General features: G+C 42.6%; 16 protein-coding genes. 12 read left to right on the top strand and 4 right to left on the bottom strand.

The window, feature by feature from the left end; genetic code table 11:
- The 8 genes from lpdA (at nt 1) to NST31_RS02205 (ending at nt 5732) form a co-directional block, all read left to right on the top strand.
- Nucleotides 1-1410, top strand: coding sequence for a dihydrolipoyl dehydrogenase (gene lpdA / locus NST31_RS02240; protein ID WP_077111258.1), 1410 nt, complete (start codon nt 1-3; stop codon nt 1408-1410).
- Nucleotides 1411-1584: 174 nt separating this feature from the next.
- Complete coding sequence (locus NST31_RS02235) at nt 1585-1830, top strand: hypothetical protein (protein ID WP_077111257.1); 246 nt, start codon at nt 1585-1587, stop codon at nt 1828-1830.
- A 91-nt stretch (nt 1831-1921) separates the two neighbouring features.
- The gene (locus NST31_RS02230; RefSeq protein ID WP_077111256.1) at nt 1922-2761 is read left to right on the top strand and encodes a polysaccharide deacetylase family protein; all 840 of its coding nucleotides are present in this window, start codon (nt 1922-1924) and stop codon (nt 2759-2761) included.
- Between the two features lie 113 nt (nt 2762-2874).
- Nucleotides 2875-3006 carry a GapA-binding peptide SR1P gene (locus tag NST31_RS02225; RefSeq protein WP_077111255.1) on the top strand — a complete coding sequence of 44 codons (132 nt, stop codon included), beginning with the start codon at nt 2875-2877 and terminating at the stop codon, nt 3004-3006.
- A 65-nt stretch (nt 3007-3071) separates the two neighbouring features.
- Nucleotides 3072-4073, top strand: coding sequence for a nitronate monooxygenase family protein (locus tag NST31_RS02220; protein ID WP_339163619.1), 1002 nt, complete (start codon nt 3072-3074; stop codon nt 4071-4073).
- Nucleotides 4074-4352, top strand: coding sequence for a UPF0223 family protein (locus tag NST31_RS02215; RefSeq protein ID WP_077111254.1), 279 nt, complete (start codon nt 4074-4076; stop codon nt 4350-4352).
- Nucleotides 4353-4553: 201 nt separating this feature from the next.
- Nucleotides 4554-4748 carry a hypothetical protein gene (locus NST31_RS02210; RefSeq protein WP_077111253.1) on the top strand — a complete coding sequence of 65 codons (195 nt, stop codon included), beginning with the start codon at nt 4554-4556 and terminating at the stop codon, nt 4746-4748.
- Between the two features lie 180 nt (nt 4749-4928).
- Nucleotides 4929-5732, top strand: a complete 804-nt coding sequence (locus NST31_RS02205) for an inositol monophosphatase family protein (protein ID WP_077111252.1) — start codon at nt 4929-4931, stop codon at nt 5730-5732.
- A gap of 68 nt (nt 5733-5800) precedes the next feature.
- Here the strand turns inward: NST31_RS02205 and NST31_RS02200 are convergent, their stop codons facing one another.
- On the bottom strand, nt 5801-5986 hold the full coding sequence (locus NST31_RS02200; protein ID WP_077111251.1) for a YlaF family protein: 186 nt from the start codon (nt 5984-5986) through the stop codon (nt 5801-5803).
- Between the two features lie 115 nt (nt 5987-6101).
- Between NST31_RS02200 and typA the strand changes: the two genes are divergently transcribed.
- On the top strand, nt 6102-7931 hold the full coding sequence (gene typA, locus NST31_RS02195) for a translational GTPase TypA (RefSeq protein WP_077111250.1): 1830 nt from the start codon (nt 6102-6104) through the stop codon (nt 7929-7931).
- A gap of 132 nt (nt 7932-8063) precedes the next feature.
- A complete protein-coding gene (locus tag NST31_RS02190) occupies nt 8064-8390 on the top strand; it encodes a YlaH-like family protein (protein ID WP_077111274.1) in 327 nt (108 codons plus the stop codon).
- Nucleotides 8391-9451: 1061 nt separating this feature from the next.
- Here NST31_RS02190 and NST31_RS02185 read toward each other — a convergent pair.
- Together NST31_RS02185 and NST31_RS02180 are read right to left on the bottom strand one after the other, a co-directional pair.
- Nucleotides 9452-9652: a YlaI family protein gene (locus tag NST31_RS02185; RefSeq protein ID WP_077111249.1), complete on the bottom strand. Its 201-nt coding sequence runs from the start codon at nt 9650-9652 to the stop codon at nt 9452-9454.
- 525 nt (nt 9653-10177) lie between these two features.
- Nucleotides 10178-10765: a YhcN/YlaJ family sporulation lipoprotein gene (locus NST31_RS02180; protein WP_077111248.1), complete on the bottom strand. Its 588-nt coding sequence runs from the start codon at nt 10763-10765 to the stop codon at nt 10178-10180.
- Between the two features lie 154 nt (nt 10766-10919).
- On the opposite strand from NST31_RS02180, the gene NST31_RS02175 reads away from it, so the two are divergent.
- On the top strand, nt 10920-12251 hold the full coding sequence (locus NST31_RS02175) for a PhoH family protein (RefSeq protein WP_077111247.1): 1332 nt from the start codon (nt 10920-10922) through the stop codon (nt 12249-12251).
- Between the two features lie 1328 nt (nt 12252-13579).
- Here the strand turns inward: NST31_RS02175 and NST31_RS02170 are convergent.
- A complete protein-coding gene (locus tag NST31_RS02170) occupies nt 13580-14071 on the bottom strand; it encodes a hypothetical protein (protein ID WP_077110980.1) in 492 nt (163 codons plus the stop codon).
- A gap of 204 nt (nt 14072-14275) precedes the next feature.
- Between NST31_RS02170 and NST31_RS02165 the strand changes: the two genes are divergently transcribed.
- Nucleotides 14276-14563 (top strand): YlaN family protein, encoded by a 288-nt coding sequence (locus tag NST31_RS02165; protein WP_077110982.1) that lies wholly within the window; start codon nt 14276-14278, stop codon nt 14561-14563.
- Nucleotides 14564-14604 lie beyond the last annotated feature (41 nt).

The raw sequence follows: 14604 nt of genomic DNA, 5'->3' as shown, positions 1-14604 counted from the left end.
ATGGTAGTAGGAGATTTCCCAATTGAAACCGATACGATTGTGATAGGGGCGGGACCCGGCGGCTACGTTGCGGCTATTCGGGCTGCTCAGCTTGGCCAAAAAGTGACGATCGTGGAAAAAGGTAACCTTGGAGGAGTTTGTTTAAATGTGGGATGTATTCCATCCAAAGCACTCATTTCTGCTTCGCACCGCTATGATGAGGCCAAAAATTCCAGCGATATCGGCATTAACGCGGAAAACGTTACGTTGGATTTTTCAAAAGTGCAAGAATGGAAATCCGGCGTCGTTAACAAGCTGACCGGAGGAGTTGAAGGCCTTTTAAAAGGGAACAAAGTCGACATCGTCCAAGGTGAAGCCTACTTTGTGGATGAAAACAGCGTCCGTGTCATGGACGATAACTCAGCACAAACGTATACGTTCAAAAACGCCATTATTGCGACTGGATCTCGTCCTGTTGAAATCCCCGGCTTTACATATTCGAAACGGGTGATTGATTCAACAGGAGCCCTCAACCTTGACGAACTGCCGAAAAAACTCGTTGTTGTCGGAGGAGGCTATATCGGGGTTGAACTGGGAACAGCATATGCCAATTTTGGAACTGAAGTAACGATCATTGAAGGAATGAAAGAAATTTTGGGCGGATTTGAAAAACAAATGACCGCTCTTGTCAAAAGAAACTTGAAAAAGAAAAACGTGTCGGTTGTGACCAACGCGTCGGCAAAAGGTGTCGAAGAGACAGACGATGGTGTAAAAGTGACGTATGAGGCCAAAGGGGAAGAACATACGATTGAAGCGGATTATGTCCTTGTTACAGTCGGAAGAAAGCCGAATACGGACGAGCTTGGTCTTGAGCAAGTCGGCATTAAAGTAAACGACCAAGGTCTGATTGAAGTAGACAAGCAGTTAAGAACGAATATACCGAACATCTTTGCCATTGGCGATATCGTTGATGGGCCAAAGCTTGCTCATAAAGCATCCTACGAAGGAAAAATCGCCGCCGAAGTCATTTCGGGTCATTCTTCAGAGATTGATTATCTTGGCATTCCGGCTGTCGTCTTTTCCGAGCCGGAGCTGGCATCTGTTGGCTACACGGAGAAGCAAGCGAAAGAAGAAGGCATTGACATTGCAGTAGGAAGATTTCCGTTTGCGGCAAATGGCCGGGCACTCGCACTTAATGCGACGGACGGATTTGTCAAATTAATTACTCGCAAAGAGGACGGACTCGTTATTGGCGGACAAGTTGCCGGAGCGAGCGCATCCGATATGATCGCTGAGATCGGACTCGCCATTGAAGCCGGGATGACAGCCGAGGACATCGCGATGACGATCCACGCCCATCCTACTTTGGGAGAAATTACGATGGAAGCCGCGGAAGTGGCACTGGGAACGCCTATTCATATTGTGAAATAAAAAATAGTCGAAAAACACATGGATTCTTCCTGTATGAGGAACAACACCATGTGTTTTTCCTTTGTAGATACACATGTTTTTAATAAAGACTAAATTCATAGTTTTAAATCCCGCCGTAACGTGCATATTATCAGTAAGATGCAAATCACTTTCATGAGACGGTGGAGATTTTGGATGAATAAATATATTGCTCTTATTTTACAACTAATGATTTGGAGCGGGTTTACGTTGGTGGAATGGCTTTCGGGAGGGGACCGCCTTTTTTTCAAAGTTATTTTGTTTGGAGTGTTTTTTTATCTCGCTTTTATGCTGGCAAGGATCATTCTCAAATCCAATAAAATCACTTTTATCATAACGGTTATGAGTCTTTCTGCTTATTCAGCCATGCATTTGTTCTTGCAGTTTATTTTTCCAACATGACTTTTCGCTTATGTCATTCCTAGGCCAAAAATGGGTATAATGAAATATATTCGAATGAAAATAGTAGATTTATAGAAGGTGAAATGGTTTTATGAAATGGTTTTACATCATGTTATGTGCAATGTTTTTGCTGGGCTGCTCCAGCGAAGCAGGAACGGAAACTGAAAAGGCCGGGGGCAAGGGTTCAACCCCGCAAGACGAAGGAACCGAAAAGAAAAGCAGGAATGATGACAAAGAGGTAGATTCGAAAGAAGAGCAAGCAGAAAATAAAGAAGAGAATGAGATCGAGAAAGCACAAGCAAAACCCGAGTACAAAATGAATGAAATGTATGCACTTGAACCGATTGCCGATGCAAATCCGCAAGTGGTCTTGCTGACCATTGATGACGCTCCCGACAAATATGCGCTGGATATGGCTCATATATTGAAAAAACTTGAGGCCCCTGCCATCTTTTTTGTCAACGGGCACTTTATCAACACACCCGAAAAAGAAAAAATGTTAAAGGAAATATATGACCTTGGGTTTGTCATCGGGAACCATACCTATTCCCACAGTGATTTGACAACTTTGCCGGAAGAAAAACAATTGGAGGAAATTGTTTCCGTCAACGATATCGTGGAAAAGGTAACGGGGGAGCGACCGAAATTTTTCCGGGCCCCGTTTGGAAAGAATACGGATAAGAGCAAGGAGATTGCAGCCCAGGAAGGCATGGTGCTGATGAATTGGACGTACGGTTATGACTGGGAGTCCCAATACAAAACAGGGGATGCCATATCTGACATTATGGTCAATACACCCTATCTTCAAAACGGCGCCAATTTGCTGATGCATGACAGAGAGTGGACAAGAGACGGTTTGGAAAAAATGGTTCAGGGGTTGCGGGAAAAAGGCTACGACATGGCAGATCCGAATCTCATTGCAATTGAATGACAACAGGATAACCAATTTGTCATATGTGACATACAATTTGTGCTTGATTTCAGATATATGATACCCTAATATAAAATAAAAGATTTCATTTTCTTACGAAAGGAATGAAATAAATGGGTATCATTGTCTGCCAAGCATGCAATGAAACGATTGATTATTTTGAAGATGAGAAGGTCACGACACTTTATTCCTGTTGCTGTGACTGCGGAAAAAAAGAGGAAACAACAGTCGCCACTGCCATTTAAGGAAGCAGCCCCGGGTATGCTTCCTTTTTTTTGTTGGAGAAAGGTTTTTTCGAAAAGCATGGAGAATGAATACAGAAAAGGAAAAAAAGGAGAAGATGGCAGTGGAACAGTTGAAAACGCGAGTGACTGACTTATTACATATTCAATATCCGATCATTCAGGGAGGCCTTGCTTATCTGGCCTATTCGGAACTGGCTGCAGCCGTTTCAAACGCAGGTGGACTTGGACAGATAACGGCAATGTCGCTGGAAAACCCGGAAATGTTGAAGGAAGAAATTAAAAAAACGAAAGAATTGACCGATAAGCCTTTTGGCGTTAATTTTGCAATCGGCCAGCACGGACGACCTTTTGAACATATGGTTGAAGCCGCCATAGAGGAAAGTGTCAGTGTTGTTTCCGTGACTGGCGGAAACCCTGCCCCATTTTTCAAGATGCTGGAAGGTGTCGATGTCAAAAAGCTCGTGCTTGTTGCAGCTAAAAGACAGGCGCAGAAAGCGGAAGAGCTTGGAGCGGACGCTGTAATGGTTGTTGGTCAGGAAGGCGGGGGGCATATCGGCAAAGATGATATCGGGACTTTTGTTCTTATTCCGCGCGTTGTGGACAGTGTGCAAATACCTGTCATTGCTTCGGGGGGAATCGCTGATGGCAGAGGATTGATGGCTGCCCTTGCACTCGGCGCGGAAGGAATTGAGATGGGAACACGATTTATTGCGACAAAAGAATGTGTACATGCTTCCGAGGAATACAAGCAGGCGATTATCAAGGGAGAGGAAACCGATACTGTTGTCATCAAACAGACTTTAAATGCCCCAGGCAGGGTCATTGTAAATGATTGGGCGAAAAAAATTCTGGACATCGAGCAAGCGGGCGGCGGCTACGAAGAAATGAAAGAGTATATCAGCGGGGAAGCAAACAAAAAATATATACATGAAGGTCTTGTAGATCAAGGATATGGTTGGGCCGGCCAGGCAATTGGATTAATACATAAAGTGGTCAGTGTTGAAGAGTTGATCCAATCGCTGATTTCGGAGGCAGCAGGAATTCGAAAGAAGTGGGGTGTAAAATAAATGGAATATCAATATCCCTGTTCACACCATTGGACGACGGAAGAAATCATTGCCGTCATTCATTTTTTTCAAGCTGTAGAAAAGGCCTATGAAACAGGCATTCCCCGGGATGAATTTATGGCTCAATATCGCCGCTTCAAACAAATTGTTCCCGGAAAAGCAGAAGAAAAAAAGGTGACGAAGGAATTTGAAGAGGTAAGCGGATACTCCGCTTACCAAGTTTTTCAAAAAGCGAAGCAGGCTGAAGATAACAAAACCATCATCATAAAACATACATGATCCCTTATGAACGCATTGATCCAATGCGTTTATTTTTTTGCTAAAAAGGGTACTAAACTAGTAAGCAGAAGGACTCATATAACATTTTCATAGGTAAGTGCACAATTTTGTTACCGGCATAATGCAGACAACATAAGATATCATAAGTAAATTGTGAATTAAGGTCAGGATGGAGATTAATTTTGGAAGGGGTGTTTTTTCATGAAGCAAGTAATGAATGCTTATCGCAAAAAGTCGATGGATAAACAAAAACTTGCTGTCCTTCACCTTGAGTTGAACTATGAATTGGCTGTGTTATTTGATGCCATGCAAGAGGAAAATGAAGAGTTGAAAATAAAAGCAAAGCGAAAGTTGGAAAAAATTCGTGCCGAGTTAATGAAAATGGAAGCATTGTGAGAGTTTGACAAATGAAATTAGACATCAATGAATATAAACATATGAAAAAGCGGACTCACTATTAAGGGCCATGTTTCATAATAGGGGTTCGTTTTTTTGTGTGGTGGCACTTGAAAACGTTCCCTTAATTATCTAAGCTTGTAGCAAGGCAACTATGAAAGACTTTTTTGGAGGTAAACAATGACAAACTGGACGGAAATTGATCAATGTGCTCGGGCCTGGTTGAAGGAAGCCGGCGATAAAATTATTTTATCATTTCAAACGGCTCTTCAAATAAAGGAAAAAACGAACGCAAACGACCTTGTTACGAATATCGATCAGGAGACAGAACGATTTTTTGCCAAACAGATTAGACAAACATTTCCCGGACATCGAATTATGGGGGAAGAAGGTTTTGGTGATGACCTAAAAGATCTTTCCGGAGTCGTATGGATCGTCGACCCCATTGATGGAACGACGAATTTTATCCATCAAAAACGGAATTTTATGATCTCCATCGGAATATTTGAAAACGGTGAATCGCGTCTTGGGTACATATATGATGTCGTATTAAACGAAATATATGTTGCTGTTGCGGGTGAGGGAGCTTATTGGAATGATGAACAGCTCCCCATGTTGAAAGAAACAACTGTTGACAAGGCTGTTATTGGTATTAACCTGACGTGGCTGACATCCAACAGGCTGTTGGATCCGGCCAAAACACTTATACCCTTGGCAAATGATGTGCGCGGAACTCGTTCATACGGTTCAGCTGCCATGGAATTTGCTTACGTATCGACAGGAAGGCTTGATGCCTACATAACGATGCGGCTTTCTCCATGGGATTTCGCAGGCGGAAAAATCATTCTGGAAGAAGTGGGAGGGAAAATAACCAATTTAAAAGGGGAACCTTTGAATCTGCTTGAAAAAACCCCGGTTGTCGCCGCAAAACCGCGTCTCCATGAAAAAATAATAGAAGAGTATTTAAAAAAGGGCATTCAATAACAAACGGCGCCATTCATTGAATGGACGCCGTGTTGTGGATACTAAGCATGAGAATACACCGGGTTATCTTATAGCCTTCCGGCTTCCCGAAGCTTTTTTTTCATTTTAAAACCGTAACCCATGACGGATACTAAAATAATCAAGCAAATGAGCATTCCCAACATGCTTTGTACTCCGAGCGAAATGCCCATTCCCACAATGGAAAATGCCGCCAAAATGGCGAGACATAAAAAGTTCCACTTTATGCCAGTCACAAACGTTCGCCTCCTTATTGATATTGTACAAAAAAATTAACCATTTAACCACCATTTATGATATAATTGTCAGGTTCAATGTTCAATATGCACGACTTAGGCAGGAGGAACAACTTTGAATAAAAGAGATGATATAAGAAATATAGCGATCATTGCCCATGTTGATCATGGGAAAACGACATTGGTGGATCAGCTTTTAAGACAATCAGGGATTTTCCGTACGAATGAGCACGTTGAAGATCGTGTAATGGATTCCAATGAATTGGAACGTGAACGGGGAATCACAATTTTGGCTAAAAATACAGCCATTCAATATAAAGGTACAAAAATCAATATCATGGATACCCCTGGACATGCCGATTTTGGCGGTGAAGTAGAGCGGATTTTGCGAATGGTTGACGGCGTTTTGCTTGTTGTGGATGCTTACGAGGGTTGCATGCCCCAAACGCGGTTTGTTTTGAAAAAAGCGCTTGAACAAAACTTGACACCGATCGTTGTTGTCAATAAAGTCGACCGTGATTTTGCCCGCCCGGAAGAAGTGGTGGACGAGGTGTTGGAATTGTTTATCGAACTGGATGCGAACGATGACCAGCTTGAATTTCCAGTTGTTTTTGCTTCCGGCATAAACGGAACAGCAAGTACAGAACCGGACCGTCAGGAAGAAACGATGGAAGTCCTTTACGAAACGATATTGGATCATATTCCGGCTCCCGTGGAAAATCGGGAAGAGCCGCTCCAACTCCAAGTCTCTTTGCTGGATTATGACAAGTATGTTGGCAGAACCGGCATCGGCCGTATCTTTCGCGGAACAATTAAAGTCGGGCAACAGGTCGCCCTTTTAAAACAAGATGGCACAGTAAAACAATTTCGGGTGACCAAGCTGTTCGGATTCTTTGGTTTAAAAAGAGTAGAGATCGACGAAGCATTTTCTGGCGATATCGTTGCCGTTTCTGGGATGGAAGATATAAATGTGGGTGAAACGCTTTGCCCGGTAGACCATCAAGAGCCTCTGCCGATCCTCACAATTGACGAGCCTACTTTGCAAATGACATTTCTTGTCAATAATAGTCCGTTCGCCGGCAGGGAAGGCAAATTTGTCACTGCCAGAAAAATTGAAGAAAGGCTTATGACACAGTTGGAGACCGATGTCAGTTTGCGTGTAGAACTTGGCGATTCTCCCGATACTTGGATCGTCTCCGGACGTGGTGAGCTCCATTTGTCTATTTTAATTGAAAATATGCGGCGTGAAGGTTTTGAACTGCAGGTTTCCAAGCCGAAAGTCATCGTGAAAGAAATTGATGGGACCCTTTGTGAGCCGATTGAGCACGTACAAATCGATGCCCCTGAGGAACATACGGGCAGCATCATTGAATCTCTCGGCTCCCGAAAAGGGACAATGCTGGACATGATCAATAACGGAAAAGGACAGGTCAGGTTGATCTTCCAGGTTCCGGCGCGAGGGCTGATCGGCTATACGACTGAATTTATGTCGATTACAAGAGGGTACGGCATCTTGAACCACACCTTTGATAGTTATCAGCCAATGGCACAGGGACAGATAGGCGGGCGACATCAAGGAGTGCTCGTTTCCATGGAAAGTGGAAAAGCAACAACTTATGGCATCATGCATGTCGAAGACCGCGGTACTATTTTCGTCGAACCCGGAACCGAAATATACGAGGGAATGATCATCGGAGAGCATACCCGGGAAAATGACCTTGCTGTCAATATTACGAAAACAAAGCATGCAACAAACGTTCGTTCGGCTACGAAAGATCAAACGTCGACTATTAAAAGGCCGAGGATCATGTCGTTGGAAGAGTCGCTTGAATACTTGAATGACGATGAGTTGTGTGAAGTCACTCCCGAGTCAATCCGATTGAGGAAAAAGATTTTGAATAAAAATGAACGGGAAAAAGTGGCGAAAAAGAAAAAATATGTCTAAACGGGTTTTTAAACATGGTAAATATGATATGCTTATTTGGGATTCTTCTGTATGGAGGAATCCCCTTTTAAAAGGCTGGAAAAGGAGGGAGCGGAAATGAATTTCTTCGGAAGCCTGGCATCCATTATCGCCATGACCAAAGAAGATCAGGCTGTCATTGACAGATTTTCTGCCATTTATAGATTTTACTACGATTTGACTCAAAATCCGCCAACGGCAAACTGGCTTTTTTATGTAACGATCATTGCCCTTAGCATCCTTGTGTATAAATTGGGGTTTGCCAAAAAGCTCCCATTGCTAAAATCCGCTATTATTTACATTTTTCTCATAGCGGGATGTACGGTACTTACCTTTTTGGGCATTTTCCTGCCAATAGCGGAAGGGCTTATTGTTGCGGCCCTCATTTTAATCCTTTATAAGATCAGATTACACAAAGAAAAAAAATCGGGTGCACTATAGCTTCAGGCACCACAAACGAAAAACACCCATGCACACACAATGAACTGCATCCATCTAACTATTGGAGGTGCAGTTTTTTCTATGGCTACATTTACTGCAGAAGATAAATTACAAGCAATTGAGTGAAATTTAAATAGAAATGAGGTTCAAATGAACAGCAAAATCGTTAAGAACTGATCATAAAGCGATTCTAAAATGGGTGAAACAATATGAGTATAACGGCGTAGAAGCGTTTATAAAACGGTATACAAATTATCCAGCACAGTTTAAACCAGATGTACTAAAATGCATGATTGAACACGGTACGTCCTTACTTGAAACTGCGGTATATGTAATATATCTACTCAACCTGCACTTCGCAGTGGAAAAAACAATTTGAAACACAAGGATTCGATGCCCTTCAATCAAAGAAAAAGGGACGTCCACCCGTTAAAAAAGAAACGAATACTCGGTAATGGAGAATTTCTTTGGGATTATGAATTCGGAAGAGTCTGGGATACAATAAAAAACGAAAAATACAGTGAAACTTCATTCAGTAGGAGTATTCTTCCCTCTCCTACTGAATGTTAGTTGAACGAATCGGGCATTTAGGTGCCGTTATCTCCCACTTAGACCTTTTGTATCAACTCAGGTCTTGAAGTGGGAGTTTTACGCCACCTTACATGCTGGATAAATGGTCCCAGTGTATAATACGCAAGCTTTTAGCGTAGTCAAAATAGGTAGACTCTTGCGGGAATAGCTCGAGCTGAAGATCCCGCAGGAAAGCGACCTTTGCTTTCCGAGGAAGCTGATGCCGGGCCCGCGGAAAGCAAAATATTTTGGCGTAGCGATGATAGGGATTTTTCTGAACAATTATAAATGAATCGTTCGATTTTTTATATACCAGCCTCGTTGTAATTGTAAAACACTTTAAATTAGAAAAATATATCGATTACTACGGATAAAGTCAAAATTAAAAATGAGTCCGGTGCAATACCGAACTCATTTTACTCAAGTTGCCTGATGAAATAACCGTGTCTAACTTTTAGGGGTGACTTCACAAGGCTTGGGTGTTTTACATTCTAGAAGTCATTTTTCTTTTTTTTAAAACTGTACAGGTGAAATTGTCCGCTTGCAAACCGGGCTCTTGTCTTTTCTTCAATTCGGTTGTGGCATTGTTCACACATATACGTATGGATCGGCCTGTTCCGAAGCTTTTTTGCAAGCGGCGTGTCATCTTCAAGCTCGTTTTGTTCATCACATATCACACACTGTACTTTCATAAAGACCACCTCAAGTACAAATGGAAATTCCTTCTGTACGATTATACCATGATTCGGTGATTGTATAAATTATCGCTTTAAATGGCAGTAAGACTTCCACTGAAATGGGGTTGGGTGGAGGCCTGCCAGTACCAGCCGGATTGGCTTAACTAACAATTAGCGGCCCAAAAGCTCTCCGCCGCTAGAAGTTTCGCCTTAACCGCCTTTAACTGGCAGTAAAAAGGTTGGGTGGGGCTCAACCGCCAGTAACAGCCCGGTTTCGGTCGGCTCCATTGTTAAAAATCGGCATCGTCACATCATCTGTTTTTCAAAGATTCCGACCACGAAAAGTGATGTGGCTTACAGGATTATTAGTGTAAGTGAAGCGATTTCGATAGCATCGTCTTCGCCTGAAAAAAGCGCGAGCTTCAAGGACGTTGCTTCCGGAGCTTGCCACCTAATCGGTGAGGGCTTAGAGGATCGCAGGCTAAGAACACTACATCAGGCCTGCACGACCCAACCAACCCGCTGCTAGCATTTTTTCCTTTATTCTTCCGTAGATTGCTCTTGCTGTTCCTTGTTTAAAGTTCTGTTTTCATTTTGATTCATTTCCCGCTTGGGCTTTTGGGGGGCCTCTTCGGGATTTTTATTCATTTCCCGGGGCGGAGCCTCCGGCATTACCCTGCCTGTTATATCTGCCAACTCATTCATAATCCCCTGAAGCGGCTGGCCTGCTGCAAAATCATTTCTTAATTCGTCAAGTCTTTCATTCAAATCGGGGTCGGCTACGACAACCGCGCCGGCTCCCAGCGGATCATGCTTAATGCTTTCAACAACCGAATATTTAAGAGAGCCGACTTTTGATCTGTCCATGTCTTTGTCCACATCAATTCCGATTACGGCATAATCCCCGGCAACAACCGCCCTGGCTCCTCTTACTCCCCGAACTTGTGAAGCCAAGTTGGCAAGATGGTCTGCCTTATCTATATTATCTCGGCGATTATCGTCCGCCATTTCTTCATTTTTTGTACTAACACCTTGTGGTCTGGGCTCGTTCGTATTATTTTCCATATTATTTTGTTGCCCGCATGCCGCCAATAAAAAAATGCACATGAGTAATAAAACTTTTTTCATATGAATTGCCTCCTTTCATATTGCCTTCTTACACTTATATTGTGAAAGAGCTTCTATCTTTATGCGGTCAGGCATATATTTCTGAAAAAGTGCTGACTGGCACCGGCGCATTTCTCGCTTCATATGATATTAAAAAGGAGCAGGAGGCATCAATTTGACGAAAATTTACGTGTTAGATACGAATGTCTTGCTTCAAGATCCGAATGCCGTATTTTCATTTCAAGATAATGAGATCGTCATTCCGGCTGTAGTATTGGAGGAACTCGATTCTAAAAAAAGGGATATGAGTGAAATCGGCAGGAATGCAAGACATGTTTCCAAATTGATTGACAGCTTCAGGAAGACGGGAAAATTGCATGAACAAATCATTCTCGAAAATGGCGGCACACTGAGAATTGAATTGAACCATAGATCCTTTCATCAACTGCAGGAGATTTTTCTTGAAAAAACAAATGATAATCGCATACTCGCGGTGGCGAAGAATATCGCCATTGAAGAAGAGGGAAAGGAAGATGGAAAGCCGGTGATCATCGTAAGCAAAGATGCATTATTAAGGGTGAAAGCCGATGCTCTTGGCTTGCTTGCAGAAGATTTTTTGAGCGACCGGGTCGTTGAAGTCGAACACTTGTATACCGGAATGCAAGAAATTTTTGTCGATATCGACTGTTTAAGGATTTTTTACGAAAAGGGCGAAATATCCGCTTTGGATTTATCAGAAAAAAAGACCTTTTATCCAAATCAATTCGTCATCATGAAAGATGAAATGGGGAGCTCGTCTTCCGGGATTGGGATGGTCGATAAACGGGGAGCAAACATTAAAAAGCTCAAAAGCAGTTATGAGTCCATATGGGGAATCAGACCAAGGAACGCTCAGCAAATGATGGCCGCAGAACTGCTCTTCCGAAATGATATCCAGCTTGTCACAATGATCGGCAAAGCCGGTACGGGAAAGACTTTGCTTGCACTGGCTGCAGGGTTAATGCAGACGGAAGACTTGCAGTCGTACAAAAAGCTGTTGGTGGCGCGCCCGATCGTTCCAGTTGGAAAGGATATCGGGTATTTGCCCGGAGAAAAACAAGAAAAATTACGGCCTTGGATGCAGCCGATATACGACAACCTTGAATATTTATTCAATACAAAAAAGCCGGGGGAACTCGATTCGATCCTCGCCGGAATGGGCTCAATAGAGGTAGAAGCGCTCACATATATTCGAGGAAGAAGCATTCCGGAGCAATTTATCATTATAGATGAAGCTCAAAATTTGACGAAGCATGAAGCAAAGACAATATTAACAAGGGTGGGAGAAAGAAGCAAAATTGTTTTGATGGGTGATCCGCAACAAATCGACCATCCTTATTTGGATGAATACAACAACGGTTTGACATACGTATTGGAGAAGTTTAAAGGGGAAAGTGCGGCGGGGCATATTAAGCTTGTCAAAGGTGAAAGATCCCAATTGGCGCAGCTTGCCGCTGACATATTATAAGCCTTTTCCAAAAGTGATCATAATGACAAATATTCCTGAGAAGGACGAGATTTCAACAAGAGAGTAAAAGAGGATGCCCTTTTAGGGACTGAATGGGCCAATTAAGTGATCATTGCTCCGAATAAAATGATCGCTGTTTTTTATTCATTCCTGAACTCTTCAATGAGGATGTGATGATGATCTGCCCTTTTCTTGCATACTTGAAAATAGAAGGAATCAGCGGATTGAAGTAGCATCTGGACGAATCCGCGGGCTGAAGAACCATTACATATCGTAATCCATATGCGCTTTAGTGTTGTCTTGAAATGAAAAGCTCGCCATGTTTTGATCAATAATTTCCTCGGAAGCGGAATGGGCAGTTTGAAGAATGAGGCAACTCATGCGCTTAACTGTCAGACAAGCCCCCGATTAGCGCTAACCAGAGTCCTCCCAGGGGGGAGAGACTCGCTTCAAGATTCATTCAATAGGCACAATAAACTTCCTGCCGCTTTGTGACGCGGTAAACAAAACAAGCGATATCGCAAAGCGGTTTAAGATGCTAATCGTGATTCTCTGAATACTATCTTGAAAAAGAGCCACGCAGAAAAAGCGGAGCTTTTTCGAGGAGAGGGGGGCGCAACTGCGACAACGTCAGATTGTTTCTTGCCAATATTCATACAAAAGTTACATAAAGAAAGAGTGCGGAACACAACTAAATCAGCTGATGAAAAAACGAACAATAAAGTGAAACTTCATTTAGTAGGAGTCTCTTACGGCATCTTACATGCGGGATAAAGTGAAACTTCATTCAAGGAATGCTTTTCTCCTTGAATGTTAGTTGAACCAATCGGGCATTTAGGTGCCGTTATCTCCCACTTAGCCCTTGTATATTCACTCCAGATTTTGAAGTGGGGGTCTTACGGCACCTTACATGCGGGATAAAGTGAAACTTCATTCAAGGAATGCTTTTCTCCTTGAATGTTAGTTGAACCAATCGGGCATTTAGGTGCCGTTATCTCCCACTTAGCCCTTTTATATTCATTCCAGATTTTGAAGTGGGGGTCTTACGGCACCTTACATGCCGGATAAATGGTCCCTGTGTATAATACGCAAGCTTTTAGCGTAGTCAACATATGTGGACTCCTGCGGGAATAGCTCGAGCTGAAGGTCCCGCAGGAAAGCGACCTTTGTTTTCCGAGGAAGCTGAAGAGACCTGCGAAAAGCGCAATATGTAGACGTAGCGATGATAGGGATTTTTTTTACACAAATAAACCGAACAATTATAAATGAATTGTTCGGCTTTTGCTATTTCGGATTTGCTTATGTCCCAGCCTCGCATCTGTTTTACCCTATTCCACACGAAAACCTTTGACAAACTTAATCGGGTTATTTCTATTGGACCCGTCTGAGTGTAACACATGTACAGGACCGTCTTCTCGAAGCGGCTTACCGTCTTTTGAAAAAGCAAGGATTAAATCATACGCGTTTTCAAGAGGATATGAAATGTCTTTTGAATCTGTTTCGATGACAAATGTTGAGGCATCCTTTTCAGGCTCGGCATTTTCCAAAAATGGTTTTAAAGAAATGCCGAAAGTGCCTGTCAGCAATTTCGTTTTTTCAAATTGCCGTTCTGATTTAAGGGTTGGCGGGGAAACATTTCCTTCTTTGATCACCCTGTCCCAATGTTTGGAGGCTACTGTAAATTCTTCTTCATCGTCCTCTTTATGGTCTTCCGAAAAATATGTATTCAAATCGATTTTGCGGTCATCGAAAATCCAAACACCCGCATCCAATGTGATTGGAAACTTGACCTTGCCTTTAATCGGGAGAATCGTATCCATCATTTAACCTCCTTCTTATCCTGGAGTAAGTATACCGAAAAACTTGCAAAAATAAAAGTTGTCCGCACTTATTGTTTCATAAGCATTTGTTTTTTTACGGAAGCTCTATTGTCATATTTCCACTTACCCCTTGCAATTTGCCTATATTAGGGTTAAAATTTACAGATAGTATTGTCTATTTGTCCGGAGACAGGGGGATAAAATGTGGTGTCTGAAATGAAGATTGATCATCGGGAAAGGGCCTACGCTCTGCTCAAGGCAGACGCGGATAAGATTTTGCGTTTGATTCAGGTGCAAATGGACAACTTAACGATGCCCAAATGTCCTTTATACGAGGAAGTGTTGGATACTCAGATGTTCGGCTTTTCTCGTGAAATAGACTTTGCCGTCCGCCTCGGACTTGTGGATGAAAAGGATGGCAAGGAATTGATATGTTCACTTGAAAGGCGGCTATCTGCTCTCCATGAGGCATTTACAGAAAGTGAAAAGTGAGTGATTTTGTACAAGCATCATCACTATCGCCGCACTGTAAA

The organism is Siminovitchia sp. FSL W7-1587 (genome assembly GCF_037963795.1).
Taxonomy (GTDB): domain Bacteria; phylum Bacillota; class Bacilli; order Bacillales; family Bacillaceae_C; genus Siminovitchia; species Siminovitchia thermophila.
This window is presented reverse-complemented; position numbering and strand designations above follow the sequence as displayed.